Annotated in this window: 13 protein-coding genes; 10 read left to right on the top strand and 3 right to left on the bottom strand. The window is 69.7% G+C overall.

The features are described from left to right. The first annotated feature begins 5 nt into the window (after positions 1 to 5). From mtrA to OG858_RS17930, 6 genes are all read left to right on the top strand, one after another. Complete coding sequence (gene mtrA, locus OG858_RS17955; RefSeq protein WP_189823911.1) at positions 6 to 695, top strand: two-component system response regulator MtrA; 690 nt, start codon at positions 6 to 8, stop codon at positions 693 to 695. Position 696: 1 nt separating this feature from the next. After that, entirely contained in the window at positions 697 to 2,784 is a 2,088-nt protein-coding gene (gene mtrB, locus OG858_RS17950; protein WP_327743951.1) for an MtrAB system histidine kinase MtrB, read from the top strand. Further along, positions 2,774 to 4,612 (top strand): LpqB family beta-propeller domain-containing protein, encoded by a 1,839-nt coding sequence (locus OG858_RS17945; RefSeq protein ID WP_327724169.1) that lies wholly within the window; start codon positions 2,774 to 2,776, stop codon positions 4,610 to 4,612. The genes mtrB and OG858_RS17945 overlap by 11 nt, the downstream gene beginning before the upstream one ends. Before the next feature lie 400 nt (positions 4,613 to 5,012). Then, positions 5,013 to 5,804 carry a ComF family protein gene (locus OG858_RS17940; protein WP_086751857.1) on the top strand — a complete coding sequence of 264 codons (792 nt, stop codon included), beginning with the start codon at positions 5,013 to 5,015 and terminating at the stop codon, positions 5,802 to 5,804. A gap of 314 nt (positions 5,805 to 6,118) precedes the next feature. After that, positions 6,119 to 6,811 carry a ribosome hibernation-promoting factor, HPF/YfiA family gene (hpf, locus tag OG858_RS17935; RefSeq protein ID WP_373420891.1) on the top strand — a complete coding sequence of 231 codons (693 nt, stop codon included), beginning with the start codon at positions 6,119 to 6,121 and terminating at the stop codon, positions 6,809 to 6,811. Between the two features lie 205 nt (positions 6,812 to 7,016). Then, the gene (locus OG858_RS17930; protein ID WP_086751850.1) at positions 7,017 to 7,766 is read left to right on the top strand and encodes a response regulator; all 750 of its coding nucleotides are present in this window, start codon (positions 7,017 to 7,019) and stop codon (positions 7,764 to 7,766) included. A 17-nt stretch (positions 7,767 to 7,783) separates the two neighbouring features. On the opposite strand, the gene OG858_RS17925 is transcribed toward OG858_RS17930, so the two are convergent. Then, complete coding sequence (locus OG858_RS17925; protein ID WP_086751852.1) at positions 7,784 to 8,974, bottom strand: winged helix-turn-helix domain-containing protein; 1,191 nt, start codon at positions 8,972 to 8,974, stop codon at positions 7,784 to 7,786. 365 nt (positions 8,975 to 9,339) lie between these two features. Continuing rightward, positions 9,340 to 9,909 (bottom strand): GNAT family N-acetyltransferase, encoded by a 570-nt coding sequence (locus tag OG858_RS17920; RefSeq protein ID WP_086751859.1) that lies wholly within the window; start codon positions 9,907 to 9,909, stop codon positions 9,340 to 9,342. 286 nt (positions 9,910 to 10,195) lie between these two features. Here OG858_RS17920 and secA point away from each other — a divergent pair, with 286 nt between their 5' ends. Beyond that, positions 10,196 to 13,042: a preprotein translocase subunit SecA gene (gene secA, locus OG858_RS17915; protein ID WP_327724168.1), complete on the top strand. Its 2,847-nt coding sequence runs from the start codon at positions 10,196 to 10,198 to the stop codon at positions 13,040 to 13,042. A gap of 161 nt (positions 13,043 to 13,203) precedes the next feature. On the opposite strand, the gene OG858_RS17910 is transcribed toward secA, so the two are convergent. Next, a complete protein-coding gene (locus OG858_RS17910) occupies positions 13,204 to 13,677 on the bottom strand; it encodes an Rv3235 family protein (RefSeq protein WP_319065009.1) in 474 nt (157 codons plus the stop codon). A gap of 385 nt (positions 13,678 to 14,062) precedes the next feature. Here OG858_RS17910 and OG858_RS17905 point away from each other — a divergent pair, with 385 nt between their 5' ends. From OG858_RS17905 to OG858_RS17895, 3 genes are all read left to right on the top strand, one after another. Then, entirely contained in the window at positions 14,063 to 14,578 is a 516-nt protein-coding gene (locus tag OG858_RS17905; protein ID WP_319065008.1) for a DUF6912 family protein, read from the top strand. 554 nt (positions 14,579 to 15,132) lie between these two features. Then, the gene (locus OG858_RS17900; protein WP_319065006.1) at positions 15,133 to 15,801 is read left to right on the top strand and encodes an HAD family hydrolase; all 669 of its coding nucleotides are present in this window, start codon (positions 15,133 to 15,135) and stop codon (positions 15,799 to 15,801) included. A gap of 1,081 nt (positions 15,802 to 16,882) precedes the next feature. Further along, entirely contained in the window at positions 16,883 to 21,856 is a 4,974-nt protein-coding gene (locus OG858_RS17895; protein ID WP_086746346.1) for an NAD-glutamate dehydrogenase, read from the top strand. Positions 21,857 to 21,872: the final 16 nt, after the last annotated feature.

The following is a 21,872-nucleotide window of genomic DNA, read 5'->3' as shown; positions in this document are numbered from 1 at the left end:
ATGGGATGATGGCATTCATGAAGGGACGAGTCCTTGTCGTCGACGACGACACCGCACTGGCCGAGATGCTCGGCATTGTGTTGCGTGGTGAAGGTTTTGAGCCGTCTTTCGTAGCCGACGGCGACAAGGCGCTGGCCGCGTTCCGTGAGGCCAAACCGGATCTGGTGCTGCTGGATCTGATGCTGCCGGGCCGGGACGGGATCGAGGTGTGCCGTCTGATCAGGGCGGAGTCCGGGGTGCCGATCGTGATGCTCACGGCCAAGAGCGACACCGTCGATGTGGTGGTCGGCCTGGAGTCGGGCGCGGACGACTACATCGTGAAGCCGTTCAAGCCGAAGGAGCTGGTTGCGCGGATCCGGGCGCGTCTGAGGAGGTCGGAGGAGCCGGCGCCGGAACAGCTCGCCATCGGTGACCTGGTCATCGATGTGGCCGGGCACTCGGTGAAGCGTGAGGGGCAGTCGATCGCGCTGACGCCGCTGGAGTTCGATCTGCTGGTCGCGCTGGCGCGGAAGCCGTGGCAGGTGTTCACTCGGGAGGTCCTGCTGGAGCAGGTCTGGGGGTACCGCCATGCGGCGGACACCCGTCTGGTGAATGTTCATGTGCAGCGGCTGCGCTCCAAGGTCGAGAAGGACCCGGAGCGGCCGGAGATCGTGGTGACCGTCCGTGGTGTCGGATACAAGGCAGGACCCAGCTGACATGTCCGGTGACAGTGCCGCTTCGGCGCCCGGCCAGCCGGGGACCCGCACGGGGCGGCCTGTCGGCCGGAGGACGTCGGGTTCCCGCTGGGGGCGTCTCCTCGGGGGCGGGTTGCTGCAAGGTGGAGTCCAGGGCAGCCCGGTCCTGAGGCTGTTCATGCGCTGGGTGCGCCGCCCGTTGCTGCCCGTGATGCGGCTGTGGCGGCGCAACATCCAGCTCAGGATCGTCGTGACGACCCTGTTGATGTCGCTCAGCGTCGTGCTGCTGCTGGGCTTCGTCGTCATCGGGCAGGTCCGTAACGGACTGCTGGACGCCAAGGTCAAGGCCTCGCAGAGCCAGGCCACCGGCGGCTTCACGGTCGCCGAGCAGGGGGCGGACAGCGAGGCGAGCGCGGCGGGGAACGACAGCGTGGAGCCGGGCGGCGACCGTGTGCAGAACGTCAGCGAGTGGATGACCAACCTGGTGAATTCGCTCTCCAGCGGCGGCCAGGGCGCGTTCGACGTGGTGACGCTCAGCCCCGCCTCCGCCGACAGTGACGCCGGGGGTCTGGGACCTCGTGTCTCCGGGGGCGTGGAATGGGACCTCAGTGTGCCCGTGGAGCTGCGCGAGCGGGTCGACGACGGCACCGGCGCGGTCCAGAGCTACACGCGGATCCACTACGACAACGGCCAGGAGTCCCAGCCGGGGCTGATCATCGGCAAGCAGGTCAGTGATCCCAACAGCAAGCCCTACCAGCTGTACTACCTCTTCCCGCTCACCCAGGAGGAGAAGTCCCTGAGCCTGGTCAAGGGAACGCTGGCGACGGCCGGGCTGTTCGTCGTCGTACTGCTCGGGGCCATCGCCTGGCTCGTGGTGCGGCAGGTCGTCACGCCGGTGCGGATGGCGGCCGGGATCGCCGAGCGGCTGTCCGCCGGGCGGCTGCAGGAACGGATGAAGGTCAGTGGCGAGGACGACATCGCGCGGCTCGGTGAGGCCTTCAACAAGATGGCGCAGAATTTGCAGCTGAAGATCCAGCAGCTGGAGGACCTGTCACGGATGCAGCGGCGGTTCGTCTCCGACGTGTCTCACGAGCTGCGTACGCCGCTGACGACCGTACGGATGGCGGCGGACGTCATCCATGACGCGCGCGTGGACTTCGACCCGGTGACCGCGCGGTCGGCCGAGCTGCTCGCCGACCAGTTGGACCGGTTCGAGTCGCTGCTCGCGGACCTGCTGGAGATCAGCCGGTTCGACGCGGGCGCGGCGGCCCTGGAGGCCGAGCCGATAGACCTCCGCGCGGTCGTGCGGAAGGTCGTCAGTGGGGCCGAGCCGCTCGCCGAGCGCAAGGCGACGCGGATACGAGTGGTGGGGGACCAGCAGCCCGTCGTGGCCGAGGCCGACGCCCGGCGCGTGGAGCGGGTCCTGCGCAACCTCGTGGTCAACGCCGTGGAGCACGGTGAGGGCAAGGACGTCGTGGTCAAGCTCGCGGCGGCGGGCGGTGCGGTCGCGGTCGCGGTGCGGGACTACGGCGTGGGGCTCAAGCCGGGGGAGGCGACGCGGGTGTTCAGCCGTTTCTGGCGGGCGGACCCGGCACGGGCGCGTACCACCGGTGGTACGGGACTGGGGCTGTCCATCGCCCTGGAGGATGCCCGGCTGCACGGCGGCTGGCTGCAGGCGTGGGGCGAGCCGGGCGGCGGTTCGCAGTTCCGGCTCACCCTGCCGAGGACGGCGGACGAGCCGCTGCGCGGGTCCCCGATACCCCTGGAGCCGAAGGACTCCCGGCGCAATCGTGGACTCAATGACGCCGGTCTGCCGCTCGGTGGTGGCGGCAAGCTCGCCACGGTGCCGGTCCAGGCTGGTGAGCACGGGGCCGCGAGGGCGGCCATAAGGCCCCGGCCGGGCGCCGGACAGGCTCCCACGGCCGACCCGACGGCGCTGCCGGGCAACGGCGCGCGCGTGGTGCCCCGGCCCGCCACGCCGTCCGCGGCACCGCCCCCGGCGCAGCCCGCGCGGCGGCCCGACGACCGTGAGGGACGGGCCGAGGAGAGGTCGGCGGACAGCGATTCGGAGCGGCAGCACGAGCAGGGGGAGGTATTCCGTGGGCGCTGACCGCGCGAAACGCGGCCGCAGGCGTCCGGTGCGGGCGACTGCGCGTATCGGGTCTCTCGGCATCAGTGCCGTCCTGCTGGTGGGGTGCGCCTCGATGCCGGACAGCGGTGACATGCGCGACGTCGAGTCCACCCCGAGGCAGGACTCGAAGGTGCGGGTCTTCGCGTTGGCGCCCGCCGACGACGCCGAGCCGCAGGAGATCGTGCAGGGCTTCCTGGAGGCTCTGACCAGCGACGACCTGGAATACGAGACCGCCCGCAAGTACCTGACCGGCAAGGCCCTCAAGGAATGGGATCCGGGCGAGTCGACCACGGTCCTCGCCGAGGCGCCCACCACTCCCTACACCCCGGTCACGGGGGAGGGACCCGACACCGACGAGTACCGGTACGAGCTGTCCGGCAAGAACGTCGCCCGGGTCGATGGGCAGCACGCGTACAGGCCCACCAGCGGCGATTACCGCAAGACCGTGCACCTCACGCGCGTGAAGGACACCAAGCAGTGGCGCATCGACCGGCTGCCGCAGGGTGTGGTGCTCGGCAGGTCTGACTTCGAGCGTAACTACAAGTCCATCAACAAGTACTACTTCACCTCCGCCGCGCAGTCGGGGGAGCCGGGGACAGTCGCCGACCCGGTCTATGTACGCAGCCAGGTCGACCCGGTGACCCAGGTGGTCCGGGACCTGTTGAAGGGCCCCACCAGATGGCTCAACCCGGTCGCGAGGACGAGTTTCCCCTCCGGTACGGCCCTGAAGAAGGGCACCCGTGCGCTGACGCCCGACGATCAGAACAAGCTGGTCGTGCCGCTGAACAAGAAGGCCGACCGCGTCTCGGACAGTCGATGCGAGGAGATGGCCGCGCAACTTCTCTTCACCCTCCAGGACTACATGCCCACGGGCGTGGAGGAGGTGGAGCTGCAGGGGTCGACCGGTGCACAACTGTGCGTGTTCCGCGAGGGGCAGACCGACGTCGTCGCCGCGCACGGCTCCGGCAAGAGCGCGGCGTACGAGTACTTCATCGACGGCGACCACAAGCTCGTACGGCTGTCCGAGCGGGACTCGGTGACCACGCCGACGGCCGTTCCCGGGGCACTCGGTGAGGGCGAGAAGCAGCTGAGGGCCGCCGCCGTGTCGCGTGGTGAGGACCGGGCGGCCGGCGTGTCGGCCGACGGGAGCGATCTGTACGTGACGCCGCTGACAGCGGGTGGCACGCTCGGCGACCCGGTGGTGCGCAGCACCGGCGCCACCGCGAAGGACCGGCTGACGACGCCCAGTTGGGACGGGCGGGGCGATCTGTGGGTGGCCGACCGCGACCCCAAGAACCCCCGGCTGCTGGTTCTGGCGGACGGCATGGGTGAGCCGCTGGAGGTCAGGACGCCCAACCTCGACGGGCGTATCGAGGCGGTGCGGGTGGCCGCCGACGGTGTGCGGGTCGCGCTGATCCTGGAGAGCAAGGGCAAGCGGGCGCTGTACATCGGGCGCATCGAGCGGGATGCCGACGCGGAGGGCACCACCGTCTCGATCGTCGAGCTGCGGTCCGTGACACAGGACCTGGAGGACGTCACCGCCATGTCGTGGGCGGGCGACAGTCAACTCGTGGTCGTGGGGCGCGAACACGGCGGCGTGCAGCAGATGCGGTACGTCCGCGTCGACGGCTCCCCGATGCCGGGCTCCGGGCCCTCCGCGCTCACCGGCGTGGAGGAGATCGCAGCGTCCGAGGACGAAAGCCAGCCGTTGGTCGCACACTCGGCCGACGGGATCGTCCGGCTGTCCCCGGGGGCGCAGTGGCAGACGGTGGTCAAGGAAGGGTCGGCGCCGGTCTATCCGGGGTGAGGGCCGGGGCGGGCGGTGCGTCCGGCGTTTCCGGTGCGTGCGGTGCGTGAGGCGAACGGGGTGCATCTCACCTGGTGGGTGAGGTGCGGCCTGGGGCTGCGGTGTGTCCGGTGAGGCTGGGGGCTCTGCGGGGGTGAGCCGCAGGCGGGCCACCGTGTCCGTCGGATGTGTGGGCTGTGGGCTGTGCGCTTTGTGGACTCCGGCGCCGGGGGCTTGGCGTGGTGAGGGGCTTGGGCGTCCAGGCCGGAGGTGCCGTTCGGTCATCTTGTGAGGGCACTCGGTCTTTTTCGAGCACTTGTCATTCGTGTGGGTGAGGACCCCTCTGTGGATGCGGTGAGTTGTCCACAAGCGGTTGTCCACAGGGGTGGCAGGGCCTCGCATGCGTTGGCACAGTGTGGGCATGCGGAGGTGGTGGCGGGACTTCACGGATCTGGTGCTGCCGGCCGAGTGCGGAGGCTGCGGGAGGCCTCGCGCGGTGCTCTGCCCGGAGTGCCGCGCGGCTCTGACCGGGGCCGGGCCGTGCCGGGTGCGACCGGTGCCGGAGCCGTCGGGGTTGCCCGTGGTGCACGCTGCGGCACCGTACGAGGACGCGGTGCGGGCGACGCTGATCGCGCACAAGGAACGGGGTGCGCTGGGGCTCGCCGGACCGCTCGGCACGGCCTTGGCAGGGGCCGTACGGGCGGGTGGTGACGGGCCGGTGCTGCTGGTTCCGGTGCCGTCCGCGCGGTGGGCGGTGCGGGCACGTGGGCACGACCCGGCGCGGCGGATCGCGCTCGCGGCCGCCGGGGAACTGCGGCGTACCGGGACGTCGGCCCGGGTGGCCGGGGTGCTGCGGCAGCGGCGGGCCGTGGCCGATCAGTCGGGGCTGGACTCCCGGCAGCGGCTGGACAACCTCGCGGGTGCCCTGGAGGTGCCCGCCGGGGGTACCCGGCTGCTGGGCGGCGGGGTGGTCGTGCTCGTGGACGACCTGATGACGACGGGTGCCTCGCTCGCGGAGGCGGCGCGGGCGGTGCGGGCGGCCCGGGACGGGTGGGCGGCCGAGCCGAGGCGATCCGCTGCGGAACGAACGGCAAAGGAGGCGGTACGAACACGAGGGGTGACGGGAATGACGGGCGCGGACAGCGCCGGAGACGGTATCAGCGCGGCGGTGGTCGCCGCGCCGCCGGACTCTTTCCAAATAAACCGGAACTGACAGAGAACTTGCGTCGTTGCAGGCAGTGAAAGGGCCAATTCACCTGAACGGAGGTACGGCTCGGTAGAGGGTGACGACATCCGTCCGAGCGAGATATGTTCGGATGTGAGGGAATGGCCCCGGCCGTTCACCACATATCCGAATGCTGCGCTGCGGCTTTTCCGAATCACCCCGCGCTGGTGGGTGGAGATCTTGTCCACGGGGGAGGAGGAGGTGGAAGTCACCGAGTCCGCGGTTCCGGGAGTCACCGGAACCTGGTGCACAAGGGAGATGCTCCGCCAGTGGAGCGGAGCGATCCGGGAACGGAGTTCTGCGTGGACATCGTCGTCAAGGGCCGCAAGACCGAGGTGCCCGAGCGGTTCCGCAAGCACGTGGCCGAGAAGCTGAAGCTGGAGAAGATCCAGAAGCTCGACGGCAAGGTGATCAGCCTCGACGTCGAGGTGTCCAAGGAGCCCAACCCCCGACAGGCCGACCGCAGTGACCGGGTGGAGATCACGCTCCACTCCCGCGGGCCGGTGATCCGGGCCGAGGCAGCGGCAAGCGATCCGTATGCGGCGCTCGACCTGGCGGCGGACAAGCTGGAAGCCCGGCTGCGCAAGCAGCACGACAAGCGTTACACGCGCCGAGGCGCGCGCAGGCTCACCGCGGCGGAGGTCGCGGACCACGTCCCCGGCGTGGCGACCCTCAACGGCAACGGATACGTCGCCGACGAGGACAAGCCGGAAGACGTGCCCACGAAGAAGATCGGCTCGCTGGAGGTCAAGGGCGAAGGCCCCCTGATCGTCCGCGAGAAGACCCACGTCGCCTCCCCGATGACCCTCGACCAGGCTCTGTACGAGATGGAGCTGGTCGGGCACGACTTCTACCTCTTCGTCGACTCCGAGACCAAGGAACCCAGCGTCGTCTACCGGCGGCACGCCTACGACTACGGCGTCATCCACCTCAGCACGGACCCGATGGTCGCCCAGGCGCATTCGGACGCCGCGGGCGGCGCGCTCGGCGGCTGAGCGTGCCGGGTGACAGCTGAGCCGGTGCCCCTGGAGCGCTCGTGCGCCCCCAGGGGCACCGGTGTGCGACCCCTTGTGGCCCGCTCTGTCACCGCAGTGCGGGCCGGGCATGGAATCATGGCCGAACCGGCCTCAACCGGGGGGTCGTTGCCTTGGGTTGGCGATGGCACAGAAACACGGGCCACGGCCTTCAGGGGGAGGAACGATGGCGGACAGCAGTTTCGGACCGATGCGTGACGAGGATGCCGACGACGGCTCCGTCGATATGGGCTCCTCCGCGGGCTCCTCGCGCAAGGAGCCGATCCGGGTCCTCGTCGTGGACGACCACGCGCTTTTCCGCCGCGGTCTGGAGATCGTGCTCGCCGCCGAGGAGGACATCCAGGTCGTGGGCGAGGCCGGTGACGGGGCGGAGGCGGTCGACAAGGCCGCGGATCTGCTGCCCGACATCGTGCTGATGGACGTACGGATGCCCAAGCGCGGCGGTATCGAGGCGTGCACCTCCATCAAGGAGGTGGCCCCCAGCGCGAAGATCATCATGCTGACGATCAGCGACGAGGAGGCCGACCTCTACGACGCGATCAAGGCGGGGGCGACCGGTTATCTCCTCAAGGAGATCTCCACGGACGAGGTGGCCACGGCCATTCGCGCGGTCGCCGACGGGCAGTCGCAGATCAGCCCCTCGATGGCGTCGAAGTTGCTCACCGAGTTCAAGTCCATGATTCAGCGGACCGACGAGCGGCGCCTCGTGCCGGCACCGCGGCTGACGGACCGGGAACTGGAAGTGCTCAAGCTCGTGGCGACCGGGATGAACAACCGGGACATCGCCAAGGAGCTGTTCATTTCCGAGAACACCGTGAAGAACCATGTGCGCAACATCCTGGAGAAGCTGCAGCTGCACTCCAGGATGGAGGCTGTGGTGTACGCGATGCGGGAGAAGATCCTCGAGATCCGCTAGGCCACGACACCCCGGGCTCACGTCAGGGCGCGTACCAAAGGCTCCCGTAGTTCCGGGGCGTCCACTCGCTCCACGCGTACGTCCGAGCAGTCCACCCAGGTCGCCGCTTCCAGGAGAGCCTGGGCCACGGCCGGGATCGCCTTGGGGCCGTCGAGGGTGACCTGCTTGGCGACCAGTGTGCGGCCGTCGCGGGCGGGGTCGACGCGGCCGACGAGCCGGCCGCCGGACAGGACCGGCATCGCGAAGTAGCCGTGGACGCGCTTCTGCTTGGGGACGTAGGCCTCCAGGCGGTGGGTGAAGCCGAAGATCCGCTCTGTGCGGGCCCGTTCCCAGATCAGGGAGTCGAAAGGGGACAGCAGCGTGGTGCGGTGGCGGCCGCGCGGGGGTGTGGCCAGGGCCGTCGGGTCGGCCCAGGCGGGCTTGGCCCAGCCCTCCACCGTCACCGGGACCAGGCCCGAGTCGGCGACCACCGCGTCGAACTGCTCGCCCTTGAGGCGGTGGTAGTCGGCGATGTCCGCGCGGGTGCCGACGCCGAGGGCCTCGCCGGCCAGGCGGACCAGACGGCGTACGCACTCGGTGTCGTCCAGGTCGTCGTGCAGCAGGGTGTCCGGGACGGCGCGCTCCGCGAGGTCGTACACCCGCTTCCAGCCGCGGCGCTCCACGCAGACCACCTCGCCGTACATCAGGGCCCGTTCGACGGCGACCTTCTCGCCGGACCAGTCCCACCATTCGCTGGTGCGCTTCGCGCCGCCCAGTTCCGTGGCCGTGAGGGGGCCCTCGGTGCGGAGCTGTTTGATGACGCGGTCGTAGGCGTCGTCCGGGAGTTGGTGGTTCCAGTGGGGGCGGGCTCGGTAGGCGCGGCGGCGGAAGGCGAAGTGGGGCCATTCCTCGATGGGGAGGATGCAGGCGGCGTGGGACCAGTACTCGAAGGCGTGTGGTCGTGCCGAAGGCGCGCCGGGGGGCGCGGTCGTCCAGTAGGCGTTGTCGACCGTGGTGCGGCCCACGGCGCCCAGGCGGGCGTACGGGATGAGTTCGTGGGAGCGGGCCAGGACCGAGATGGTGTCGAGTTGGACCGCGCCCAGGTGCCGCAGGACGCCGCGGACGCCGGATCTGCGGTCCGGGGCGCCGAGGAAGCCCTGAGCCCGGAGGGCGATGCGGCGGGCCTCGTCTGCGGTGAGTTCTGTCGTGGGGCGCGGGAGGGAGGTCATGCTCCGCAGGGTAGGGGAGGGGACTGACAAGAGGGGCTGAGCTGGGAAAACGTGGCTTGAGCAGGGGGTCTCGGGCGCCCGGTGGTGGTACTGGGCGGGATTTGGGTGCGCGGCTCGGCGCTTACGAGGTGCCGCTGCGCCCACCCGTGCCGCCCCAGCGGCGCGATGGCCCGTGACCACGACAGAGCGGCGCGTTGGCCCGTGACCATGACAGAGCGGCGCGTTGGCCCGTGACCATGACAGAGCGGCGCGTTGGCCCGTGACCATGACAGAGCGGCGCGTTGGCCCGTGACCATGACAGAGCGGCGCGTTGGCCCGTGACCACGACAGAAGTGGCATGGCTCCTCGCAGCTACGGCAGGTGGCTCATCCCCGTGCCGGTAGGTAGGGCGCCGCCGAAGGCAGGCCCAGGTCCGAGGGGAGCAAGGAGGCTACCCAGCAGTCGCGGCGGACTCCGTTGTTGTTGAGGGCGGCTCGGAGGGTGCCTTCGAGGGTGAAGCCGGTGTGCTCGGCGACCGAGCGGGAGGGGGTGTTGCCCACTTCGGCGCGCCATTCGAGGCGGTCGAGGGCGAGGGCGGTGAAGGACCAGTGGGCGGCGGCGCGGGTGGCCTCGGTGATGTAGCCGTTGCGGCGGTGTTCCTTGGTGGCCCAGAAGCCGATCTCGCCGGTGCCGAGGGAGCGCATGGTGATGCCGAGCATCCCCGCCAGCTCCCCGGCGGGGAGGAAGAGGCCGAAGGTGAACATCGAGGCGGTGGCCCAGCCTTCGGGAACGGCCCGCTCGACGAAACCCTCCGCGTGCTCGCGCAGGTACGGCGAGGGAATCGTGGTCCAGCGCTGGATGTCCGGGTCCTGCGCAGCCGCGTACACCGTGTCGGTGTCGCGCCGGTCCACGGTGCGCAGCAGCAGACGCTCGGTGGTCAGGGTGACGGGTTCCATCGGGCGATTCTGCTCGGTGCGGCGGAAGGGCACCATCCCGTGCGAGGCCGTTCCGCGGACGGTGAGGGGGTGCGGTGTGCGAGGCGGTCACAAATCGCGCATTTCGTGGGTGGAACGCGGCACCATCCGCAACGCCTGCCCGTTGTCCTGGTAGCTGTCACTGCCAGACCTCCCGGCACGGCGGGGTCCTCGCTTACGATGGCCGTTGCTCAAGCTGTGATTCAAGTCTGCCAACTGTCATTGAACCGACCCTCCCCAGGCCCGACCGGCAAGGAGACAAACCCCCGTGTCCGTCCTCTCGAAGATCATGCGTGCAGGCGAAGGCAAAATCCTGCGCAAGCTGCACCGCATCGCGGACCAGGTCAACTCCATCGAAGAGGACTTCGTCGACCTCTCCGACGCCGAGCTGCGGGCCCTCACCGAGGAGTACAAGCAGCGGTACGCCGACGGTGAGACCCTCGACGACCTGCTCCCCGAGGCGTTCGCCACCGTGCGCGAGGGCGCCAAGCGCGCACTCGGCCAGCGCCACTACGACGTGCAGATGATGGGCGGCGCCGCCCTGCACCTCGGTTATGTCGCCGAGATGAAGACCGGTGAGGGCAAGACCCTCGTCGGCACGCTGCCCGCGTACTTGAACGCGCTGTCAGGCAAGGGCGTCCACCTGATCACGGTCAACGACTACCTGGCCGAGCGCGACTCCGAGATGATGGGCCGCGTTCACAAGTTCCTGGGTCTGAGCGTCGGCTGCATCCTCGCCAACATGACGCCGGCCCAGCGCCGCGAGCAGTACGCCTGCGACATCACGTACGGCACGAACAACGAGTTCGGCTTCGACTACCTCCGCGACAACATGGCGTGGTCCCAGGACGAGCTCGTCCAGCGCGGCCACAACTTCGCGATCGTGGACGAGGTCGACTCCATCCTCGTCGACGAAGCCCGTACGCCGCTGATCATCTCCGGCCCGGCCGACCAGGCCACCAAGTGGTACGGCGACTTCGCCAAGCTGGTCACGCGCCTGAAGAAGGGCGAGCCCGGCCAGCCGCTCAAGGGCATCGAGGAGACCGGCGACTACGAGGTCGACGAGAAGAAGCGCACGGTCGCCATCCACGAGTCCGGCGTCTCCAAGGTCGAGGACTGGCTGGGCATCGACAACCTCTACGAGTCGGTGAACACGCCTCTGGTGGGCTACCTGAACAACGCCATCAAGGCCAAGGAGCTCTTCAAGAAGGACAAGGACTACGTCGTCATGGACGGCGAAGTCATGATCGTCGACGAGCACACCGGCCGTATCCTCGCCGGCCGCCGCTACAACGAGGGCATGCACCAGGCGATCGAGGCGAAGGAAGGGGTGGACATCAAGGACGAGAACCAGACGCTCGCCACGATCACCCTGCAGAACTTCTTCCGCCTCTACAAGCGCCACGACCACAACGGCAAGGAACAGCCCGGTCTGTCCGGCATGACCGGTACGGCGATGACCGAGGCCGCCGAGTTCCACCAGATCTACAAGCTCGGCGTCGTCCCGATCCCGACCAACCGGCCGATGGTCCGCAAGGACCAGTCCGACCTGATCTACCGCACCGAGGTCGCGAAGTTCGAGGCGGTCGTCGACGACATCGTCGAGAAGCACGAGAAGGGCCAGCCGATCCTCGTCGGTACGACGTCGGTCGAGAAGTCCGAGTACCTGTCCCAGCAGCTGAGCAAGCGCGGCGTCCAGCACGAGGTGCTCAACGCCAAGCAGCACGACCGGGAGGCGACGATCGTCGCCCAGGCCGGCCGCAAGGGCGCCGTGACCGTCGCCACCAACATGGCCGGCCGCGGTACGGACATCAAGCTCGGCGGCAACCCCGACGACCTCGCCGAGGCGGAGCTGCGCCAGCGCGGCCTCGACCCCGAGGAGCACATCGAGGAGTGGGCCCACGCCCTGCCCGAGGCCCTCGCGAAGGCGGAGGAAGCGGTCAAGGCGGAGTTCGAGGAGGTCAAGGACCTCGGCGGGCTCTACGTCCTCGGCACCGAGCGGCACGAGTCCCGGCGCATCGACAACCAGCTGCGTGGTCGTTCCGGCCGTCAGGGCGACCCCGGCGAGTCCCGCTTCTACCTGTCGCTGGGCGACGACCTGATGAGGCTCTTCAAGGCCCAGATGGTCGAGCGCGTGATGTCCATGGCGAACGTGCCGGACGACGTCCCGATCGAGAACAAGATGGTCACCCGAGCGATCGCCTCGGCCCAGTCGCAGGTCGAGCAGCAGAACTTCGAGACCCGGAAGAACGTCCTCAAGTACGACGAGGTCCTCAACCGGCAGCGTGAGGTCATCTACGGCGAGCGGCGCCGCGTCCTGGAGGGCGAGGATCTGCAGGAGCAGATCCAGCACTTCATGGACGACACCATCGAGGCGTACATCACCGCCGAGACCGCCGAGGGCTTCGCCGAGGAGTGGGACCTCGACCGGCTGTGGGGCGCCTTCAAGCAGCTCTACCCGGTGAAGGTCACCGTCGATGAGCTGGAGGACGCAGCCGGGGACCGGGCCGGGCTGACCGCCGAGTTCATCGGCGAGTCCATCAAGGACGACATCACCGAGCAGTACCAGGCGCGTGAGTCGCAGCTCGGCTCCGAGATCATGCGTGAGCTGGAGCGCCGGGTCGTTCTCTCCGTGCTGGACCGCAAGTGGCGTGAGCACCTCTACGAGATGGACTACCTCCAGGAGGGCATCGGCCTGCGCGCGATGGCCCAGAAGGACCCGCTGGTCGAGTACCAGCGCGAGGGCTTCGACATGTTCACCGCGATGATGGAGGGCATCAAGGAGGAGTCCGTCGGCTACCTGTTCAACCTGGAGGTCCAGGTCGAGCAGCAGGTCGAGGAGGTCCCGGTCGAGGACACGAAGCCGTCCCTGGACAAGAGCGACGCGGTGCCGGCCCAGGCGGGTGCCTCCCGGCCGGAGATCCGTGCCAAGGGCCTGGAGGCCCCGCAGCGCCGTGACCGCCTCCACTTCTCCGCGCCGACCGTCGACGGCGAGGGCGGCATCGTCGAGGGAGACCTTCCCGAGGACGAGCCCGTTCGCTCCGAGGCCGATGGCCTCACCCGCGCGGAGCGCCGCAAGCAGCAGGGGAAGACCAGCCGCCGCCGTAAGAAGTGAGGTTGCTCCCCTGGGGGCGAGCGCGTTCCGTGCGGCATGCGGCATGCGTACGTTCCCCGCGGGGTGAGTGTGAGCTGTAGGCAGTGAGGCTTTGAGGGGCCGGGCATCTTCGGGTGCCCGGCCCTTCGTGTTCTCGGCCGGGGGCTGCCGTGGGCCGTTGCTCAGTCGTCGTCGGAGTGGGGGAGCCTGGGGCCGCCGAGTTCCACCGCGGTGCAGCGCCAGCGGTGGTCGGGGCCGTGTTCCAGGCGGAAGGCCATGGCGCGGAGGCGGTCGCCCGCGCCGATGCGTGCGAAGACCTCCAGGGAGCCAGGGCCGGCCACGTAGTAGCCGATGTCGCGGACGACGGGGTGGGCGCCGTGAGGGGTGCGCAGGGTGCCGCGTTCGGCCAGCCAGGCCAGTTCGTCGTAAGCCCTTCCCGCGGTGTGGCGCAGCATGCTGTGGACCGGGCGGCGGCCGCTCAGTACGGAGAGGAGGAGGTCGGCGAAGCGGTCGGTGGGCCGGGGGTGGGAGACGGGTCCGGCGAGGGGTGGGGTGGGCGCCGTGCGGGCCGGGGTGCGGCCGGGACGGCGGGTGTCGTGGCGGACGGGTGGGCGGGTGCCGGGGTTGCGCTTGGTCCTGGTCATGACCTTGTTCATGGAAATCCCCGTTCGTCGGTGAGGCCGCGGGTACCAGTCGGTAACTTGGCGATGGGGATCTTGTACGAGGCCGGAGGGGGTCGTGGCAAGGAGCGCGGGAGGCTGCCGGGGGCTGCCCGATGTTCACCTATCAGGGTGACGGTGAGGGGGTTCGGGCCGGGAGGGGCGGGGGTGTGCCGGGTGAGGTGGCGGGCCCTGGGTGGACGCGTCCGGAGGGTTGGGCGGGGGCTCGAAAGGGGACGCCCGCACGTATCCTGAAGGCCCTCCGGAGGCTTCGCGGGGACCTCTGCGGCGAACCGGGACGCATCGCTGGACCGAGCCGCTGGAGCGAGCCGCGGAAACACTCCGAGGCGTTCCGAGATCACGACTACGAAAGCGGCCTGCCATGCGCGTCTACGTCCCCCTGACCCTTCCCGGGCTCGCCGAGGCGTACAAGACGGGTGAGCTGGGGGAGGGGGCGTTCGTCGCGTACGCCGTCACGCCGGCTCTGCGGGAGTGGTATCTCTCCGACGACATCGAGGAGCTGGAGTACGCGGCGCTGAACCGGGCGGCGCTCGCGTCGTTGCGGCTGGTTGCCGTGGATCCGGGAGCTGCTCGGCGGCGGGTCGTCGTAGCCCTGGACGTGGCCGACCGGGACGCGGTGGCCGATCCTGACCGGGGGCTCGATCCGGTGGCGCTCGGAGAGGTGCGGGTTGCCGGGCCGGTGTCCTTGGGCAAGGCCGCGGCGGTGCATGTGGACTCGGCGGAGGCCGAGGGGGAGGTGGGGGAGGCCGCGGACGCGTTGGGGGCGGCGGATCAGGGGGACGACGACGCGCAGTTCATCGTGGACGGGGCGGACGATCACGAGTTGCTCTGGTACGCGACGCAGGAGATTCCCAACCTGGTGGGGCTGGGGGGCTGAGCGTTCCGGCCGGGGGTGGTGTCGTGGCGCCCCCCGCTTGGGCTGGGGCTGGGGCGGTTCTCGTTCGCCGGTGCTTGCCGGGTGTCGCTGCGCTCGCCCGTGCCGTCCTTTGGCCGTGTTTTGGAAGGTGTTGGCCTGCTGGGCTGCGGCGCGATTGCCCGCAGTCGTGTGTGGTCTGGGTGCCTTCTCGGTGGGGCGATGGTCGTGGCGCCCCCCGCTTGGGCTGGGGCTGGGGCGGTTCTCGTTCGCCGGTGCTTGCCGGGTGTCGCTGCGCTCGCCCGTGCCGCCGTTTGGCCGTGTTTTGGAAGGTGTTGGCCTGCTGGGCTGCGGCGCGATTGCCCGCAGTCGTGTGTGGTCTGGGTGCCTTCTCGGTGGGGCGATGGTCGTGGCGCCCCCCGCTTGGGCTGGGGCTGGGGCGGTTCTCGTTCGCCGGTGTTTGCCGGGTGTCGCTGCGCTCGCCCGTGCCGTCCTTAGCGGCGCGATTGCCCGCAGGCAGGTACGGCCTGGGTGGTGGCTGGGAATGGGTTGTCGGTGGTGAAGGGTACGTTTTGGGTATGGGGATGAACGGAGTCGGGGCGCATATCGTCTGGGACTGGAACGGGACCTTGTTCCATGACAACGAGGCGATCATCGGGGCGACGAACGCGGCGTTCGCGGAGTTGGGGATCGAGCCGATCACGCTGGAGCGGTACCGGGAGCTGTACTGCGTGCCGGTGCCGAAGTTCTATGAGCGGTTGATCGGGCGGCTGCCCACGGATGAGGAGTGGGAGGCCATGGATGTGGTCTTCCACCGGTACTACACGGAGCATCGGGTGGCCTGTGGGCTGACCGCGGGCGTGCCGGCGCTGCTCGCGGACTGGCTTTCGGCGGGGCGCAGTCAGTCGATTCTCAGCATGTATGTGCACGAGGAACTGGTTCCGCTGGTCCGGGGCTTCGGGATCGAACCGCACTTCGTTCGGGTCGACGGGCGGACCGGGCCCTCCGGGGGCAGCAAGGCCGAGCACATGGTGCGGCATCTGCGCCGGCTCGTGGGTGTGGAGCCGAGACGGACCGTCGTGATCGGGGACGCCGCCGATGACGCCGTCGCCGCCCGGCATGTGGGAGCGCAGGCCGTGCTCTACACCGGGGGCTCCCACAGCAGAGCCAGTCTGGAGTGGGTCGGGGTGCCCGTCGTGGACACCCTGGAGGAGGCCGTCGCGGAGGCCGAGCGACTGGCCGCCTAGGGCGCTTCTGATGGCTCTTGGTCGGAGATCATCCGGCCGATCGGCGCCGCGCGAGGAGACTCGTGAGGCGCCGGCCGCCTCACGGGACTCGTCCGTGACCGCTCACGAACGGCTTCAAGAGCCGTCAGAAACGGCCCAGGCGGTCAGCACCCTTCCGTATCCCTGTCTGCCCTGCCCCGCCCCGCCCCCTTGCGTCACGAGGGTGCCGTCGGCGACGGTCGCGGCGTCCCCGAAGGTCGAGCCAGGCGGCCTGTGGGTCGGGTTCGAGGGCGGGCGCGGCGGTGACGCGGCTGCCGTGCGAGGTGTCCACGGCGGCGGCGAGCAAGCGGTCCATGATGCGGCTCGGGGTCGTTGCGGAGGTACTCCGAGGCCCGGCCGCCGGGGACGACGACGGCGACGCCCCTGTCTTGGCCGTCATGGAGGGCTCCCCCTCGGGAGTGCGGCACCGCCGCGCACGCGGCCGGGGTCGAGCCGGGCCGCGTGCGCGGCCGGGTTCGAGCCGGCTCCGGCGGGGCCTCCCCGTACAGGGCCAGGGCTTCCTGGGCAACGAGCATCCGGGTGAGGGTTTCACCAAGGGGGGTGCGGATTCGGGGTCCGGGGAAAGCGCGTATAAGCTCGGTTGCGCGGAGGTAAGCTCAAAAGTGCGCGATGGGTACTGTGCAGAACGTCAAAGTTCGACCCCCTGTTTTGTACACATACGGCTCATGACGTGCCCCCCGTCCGGAGGGATAGCCTTGTGGCGTGATCAGCGCGATAACTCGCGGGGACCTCGTAGTCCCTGCCCTGCGCCCGGTGCACACGGACGACATCCGTGTCCGGGCGGCGGTCGCTGGTCCTCGCGGGCGGGAGGGAGCCACCAGGGCTCCCGGGACGCCGGGTACACCCACTGGTCGGACGGTGTCGAGAGCAGCGTCACATCCCTGTCGGGTACCGAGAATGGCTGATTACCCCCCGCTCATCTCACCCTGCGGCATAGCGTCGAAGCAGACCGGACACCCCGTGTCGTGGTGGCGCGTCGGAGGGGACGAGTTCGTACTTCCTTCTACGTCTCGCAACGGCGCGCGACAGGAGCCAGAGGACAATGCAGACCAAGCTGGACGAAGCCAAGGCCGAGCTGCTCGAACGGGCCGCCCGGGTAGCTGAGAACAGCCCGGTCGGGGGGTATCTACCGACTGGGACGACGAGCGAGAGTACGTCCGGCATCCCGGACCACGACACCGTGCTCGCGTTCCTCCAGCGCTACTACCTGCACACCGCCCCGGAGGACCTGAGCGGCCGTGACCCGGTCGACGTCTTCGGAGCCGCACACTCCCACTACCGGCTGGCCGAGAACCGCCCCCAGGGCACGGCCAATGTCCGGGTCCACACCCCGACCGTCGAGGAGAACGGCTGGACGTGCAGCCACTCCGTCGTTGAGGTCGTCACCGACGACATGCCCTTCCTCGTCGACTCCGTGACCAACGAGCTGTCACGGCAGGGGCGCGGCATCCACGTCGTCATCCACCCGCAGGTCGTCGTACGCCGGGACGTCACCGGCAAGCTCGTCGAGCTGGTCATCGAACCGGCCGCCGTCGCCGCGGCGGCCGCGGCCGTGGCCGCCGGTGAGACGCTGCCGCACGACGCGCACATCGAGTCCTGGATCCACGTCGAGATGGACCGCGAGACCGACCGGGCGGACCTCAAGCAGATCAACAACGATCTGCTGCGCGTCCTGTCCGACGTCCGCGAGGCCGTCGAGGACTGGGAGAAGATGCGGGACGCGGCGGTCCGTATCGCCGACGGGCTGCCCGCCGAGCACACCGCCGACGACCTGCGCGAACAGGAGGTGGAGGAGGCCCGCGAGCTGCTGCGCTGGCTCGCCGACGACCACTTCACCTTCCTCGGCTTCCGCGAGTACGAACTGCGCGAGGACGACTCCCTGGCCGCCGTCGCCGGTACCGGGCTGGGCATCCTGCGCTCCGACCCGCACCACGCCGGGCACGACCACCACCCCGTCAGCTCCTCCTTCGAGCGGCTGCCCGCCGACGCCCGCGCCAAGGCCCGGGAGCACAAGCTCCTCGTCCTGACCAAGGCCAACAGCCGGGCCACCGTCCACCGGCCGTCCTACCTCGACTACGTGGGCGTGAAGAAGTTCGACGCCGAGGGGAACGTGGTCGGTGAGCGGCGCTTCCTCGGACTGTTCTCCTCGGCCGCCTACACCGAGTCCGTACGCCGGGTGCCCGTCGTCCGCCGCAAGGTCGACGACGTCCTCAAGGGCGCCGGGTTCTCACCCAACAGTCACGACGGGCGCGACCTGCTCCAGATCCTGGAGACCTACCCGCGCGACGAACTGTTCCAGACCTCCGCCGACGAGCTGCGGTCCATCGTCACCTCCGTGCTCTACCTCCAGGAGCGCCGGCGACTGCGGCTCTACCTCCGTCAGGACGAGTACGGGCGTTACTACTCCGCCCTCGTCTACCTGCCGCGCGACCGCTACACCACCGGCGTACGCCTCAGGATCATCGACATCCTGAAGGACGAACTGGGCGGCATCAGCGTCGACTTCACCGCCATGAACACCGAGTCGATCCTCTCCCGGCTGCACTTCGTGGTCCGCGTCCAGCCCGGCACCGAGCTGCCGCACCTCAGCGACGCCGACAAGGACCGCCTGGAGGCCAAGCTGGTGGAGGCCGCCCGGTCCTGGTCGGACGGGTTCGCCGAGGCGCTCAACACCGAGGTCGGCGAGGAGCGGGCCGCCGAACTGCTGCGCCGATACGCCAATGCCATCCCCGAGGGGTACAAGGCCGACCACAACCCCCGCTCGGCCGTCGCGGACCTCGTGCGCCTCGAAGCGCTGGAGCAGGACGAGGACTTCGAGCTCAGCCTGTACGAGCCGGTGGGCGCCGCGCCCGACGAGCGCCGCTTCAAGATCTACCGCAAGGGCGGCTCCGTCTCGCTCTCCGCGGTGCTGCCCGTCCTCAACCGCATCGGCGTCGAGGTCATCGACGAGCGGCCGTACGAGCTGCGCTGCGCGGACCGGACGACCGCGTGGATCTACGACTTCGGGCTGCGCATGCCGAGGCCCCAGGCCGGCAGCGTGGACCATGCCGGGGACGACGCCCGGGAGCGGGTGCAGGACACCTTCGCCGCCACCTGGACCGGGCAGGCAGAGAACGACGGGTTCAACGCGCTCGTGCTGAGCGCGGGCCTCACCTGGCGGCAGGCCATGGTGCTGCGCGCGTACGCCAAGTACCTGCGGCAGGCCGGGTCGACCTTCAGCCAGGACTACATGGAGGACACCCTCCGCAACAACGTCCACACCACCCGGTTGCTCGTGTCGCTGTTCGAGGCGCGGATGTCGCCGGACCGGCAGCGGGCGGGCCGGGAGATCGTCGACGCGCTCCTCGAAGAGGTCGACGCGGCGCTCGACCAGGTGGCGAGCCTCGACGAGGACCGGATCCTGCGGTCCTTCCTCACCGTCATCAAGGCGACGCTGCGCACGAACTTCTTCCAGGAGGCGGCCGGCGGCAAGCCGCACGACTACGTCTCCATGAAGTTCGACCCGCAGGCCATCCCCGACCTGCCGGCACCGCGTCCGGCCTTCGAGATCTGGGTGTACTCGCCGCGGGTCGAGGGCGTGCACCTGCGGTTCGGGAAGGTCGCCCGCGGCGGGCTGCGCTGGTCGGACCGGCGGGAGGACTTCCGGACCGAGATCCTGGGCCTGGTCAAGGCGCAGATGGTCAAGAACACCGTCATCGTGCCCGTCGGCGCCAAGGGCGGCTTCGTCGCCAAGCAGCTGCCCGACCCCTCGGTGGACCGGGACGCGTGGCTGGCCGAGGGCATCCGCAGCTACAAGACCTTCATCTCCGCGCTCCTCGACATCACCGACAACATGGTCGCGGGCGAGGTCGTACCGCCCGCCGACGTCGTACGCCACGACGAGGACGACACCTATCTCGTCGTCGCCGCCGACAAGGGCACCGCGACCTTCTCCGACATCGCCAACGGGGTCGCCGAGAACTACAACTTCTGGCTCGGGGACGCCTTCGCCTCCGGCGGCAGCGCCGGGTACGACCACAAGGGCATGGGCATCACCGCCCGTGGCGCCTGGGAGTCGGTCAAGCGGCACTTCCGGGAGGTGGGTGTCGACACGCAGTCCGAGGACTTCACGGTCGTCGGCATCGGTGACATGTCCGGTGACGTGTTCGGCAACGGCATGCTGCTCAGCGAGCACATCCGGCTCGTCGCCGCCTTCGACCACCGGCACATCTTCATCGACCCCAGCCCGGACGCGGCGACCTCGTACGCCGAGCGCCGCCGCGTCTTCGAGCTGCCCCGCTCCAGCTGGGCCGACTACGACACCGATCTGATCTCCACCGGCGGCGGTGTCTTCCCGCGTACGGCCAAGGCGATCCCGATCAACGGCCACATCCGGGACGTCCTCGGCATCGAGGACAAGATCGCCAAGATGACCCCGGCCGACCTGATGAAGGCGATCCTCCGGGCGCCGGTCGACCTGCTGTGGAACGGCGGCATCGGCACCTACGTGAAGGCGTCGACCGAGTCGCACGCCGATGTCGGCGACAAGGCCAACGACGCCATCCGGGTCGACGGGCGGGACCTCAGGGTCCAGGTCGTCGGCGAGGGCGGCAACCTCGGCCTGACCCAGCTGGGGCGGATCGAGTTCGCGCAGACCGGCGGGCGGGTCAACACCGACGCCATCGACAACAGCGCGGGCGTGGACACCTCCGACCACGAGGTGAACATCAAGATCCTGCTCAACGGCCTGGTCACCGACGGCGACATGACGGTCAAGCAGCGCAACAAGCTGCTCGCCGAGATGACCGACGAGGTCGGCCACCTCGTCCTGCGCAACAACTACGCGCAGAACACGGCGATCGCCAACGCCCTCGCCCAGTCCCCGGACATGCTCCACGCCCAGCAGCGCTTCATGCGCCACCTGGTCAGGGAGGGCCACCTCGACCGCGCGCTCGAATTCCTGCCCAGCGACCGGCAGATCCGTGAGCGGCTCAACACCGCGCAGGGCCTCACCGGCCCCGAGACGGCCGTCCTCCTCGCCTACACGAAGATCACGGTCGCCGAGGAGCTGCTGCACACCTCGCTGCCGGACGACGCCTACCTGCGCAAGCTGCTGCACGCGTACTTCCCGGCCGCGCTGGGCGAGCGGTTCCCCGAGCACATCGACAGCCACCCGCTGAGCCGTGAGATCGTCACGACCCTGCTGGTCAACGACACGGTCAACACGGGCGGTACGAGCTTCCTGCACCGGCTGCGGGAGGAGACCGGGGCCTCGCTGGAGGAGATCGTCCGGGCACAGACCGCGTCCCGTGCGATCTTCGGGTCGGGTGAGGTGTGGGACGGCGTCGAAGGCCTGGACAACACGGTCGACGCGGCCGTCCAGACCCGGATCCGGCTGCACTCCCGCCGCCTCGTCGAACGCGGCACGCGCTGGCTGCTCAACAACCGGCCGCAGCCGCTCCAGCTCACCGAGACCATCGCGTTCTTCTCCGAGGGCGTGCACCTGGTCTGGGGCGAGCTGCCCAAGCTGCTGCGCGGCGCGGACCTGGAGTGGTACCAGAAGATCTACGACGAGCTGACGGGCGGCGGGGTCCCCGAGGAGCTGGCCACCCGGGTCGCGGGCTTCTCCTCGGCCTTCCCGACGCTGGACATCGTCGCCGTCGCCGACCGGGTCGGCCGGACGCCGATGGAGGTCGCCGAGGTGTACTACGACCTCGCCGACCGGCTGAGCATCACCCAGCTCATGGACCGCATCATCGACCTGCCGCGCGCCGACCGCTGGCAGTCCATGGCCCGCGCGGCGATCCGCGAGGACCTGTACGCGGCCCACGCGTCCCTCACCGCCGAGGTTCTCTCCGCGGGCAACGGCTCCTCCACACCCGAGCAGCGCTTCAAGGTGTGGGAGCAGAAGAACGCGGCACTGCTGGGCCGGGCGCGCACGACACTGGAGGAGATCCAGGGCTCCGACGCGTTCGATCTGGCCAACCTGTCGGTGGCGATGCGGACGATGAGGACGCTGCTGCGCTCGCACTCGTAGCGGTACGGCGAAGGGG

The sequence above is a fragment of the Streptomyces europaeiscabiei genome (assembly GCF_036346855.1).
Classification (GTDB): Bacteria; Actinomycetota; Actinomycetes; order Streptomycetales; family Streptomycetaceae; genus Streptomyces; species Streptomyces europaeiscabiei.
Note: the sequence above shows the minus strand (reverse complement) of the source record. Positions and strands in the feature narration are given on the sequence as shown.

Bases quoted from the DNA above. Each gene is read 5' to 3' on its own strand.
- mtrA (WP_189823911.1), top strand. From the start codon at position 6: ATGATGGCATTCATGAAGGGACGAGTCCTTGTCGTCGACGACGACACC.
- mtrB (WP_327743951.1), top strand. From the start codon at position 697: ATGTCCGGTGACAGTGCCGCTTCGGCGCCCGGCCAGCCGGGGACCCGC.
- OG858_RS17940 (WP_086751857.1), top strand. From the start codon at position 5,013: ATGCGGAGGTGGTGGCGGGACTTCACGGATCTGGTGCTGCCGGCCGAG.
- OG858_RS17930 (WP_086751850.1), top strand. From the start codon at position 7,017: ATGGCGGACAGCAGTTTCGGACCGATGCGTGACGAGGATGCCGACGAC.
- OG858_RS17925 (WP_086751852.1), bottom strand. From the start codon at position 8,974: ATGACCTCCCTCCCGCGCCCCACGACAGAACTCACCGCAGACGAGGCC.
- OG858_RS17920 (WP_086751859.1), bottom strand. From the start codon at position 9,909: ATGGAACCCGTCACCCTGACCACCGAGCGTCTGCTGCTGCGCACCGTG.
- OG858_RS17910 (WP_319065009.1), bottom strand. From the start codon at position 13,677: ATGAACAAGGTCATGACCAGGACCAAGCGCAACCCCGGCACCCGCCCA.
- OG858_RS17905 (WP_319065008.1), top strand. From the start codon at position 14,063: ATGCGCGTCTACGTCCCCCTGACCCTTCCCGGGCTCGCCGAGGCGTAC.
- OG858_RS17900 (WP_319065006.1), top strand. From the start codon at position 15,133: ATGGGGATGAACGGAGTCGGGGCGCATATCGTCTGGGACTGGAACGGG.
- OG858_RS17895 (WP_086746346.1), top strand. From the start codon at position 16,883: ATGCAGACCAAGCTGGACGAAGCCAAGGCCGAGCTGCTCGAACGGGCC.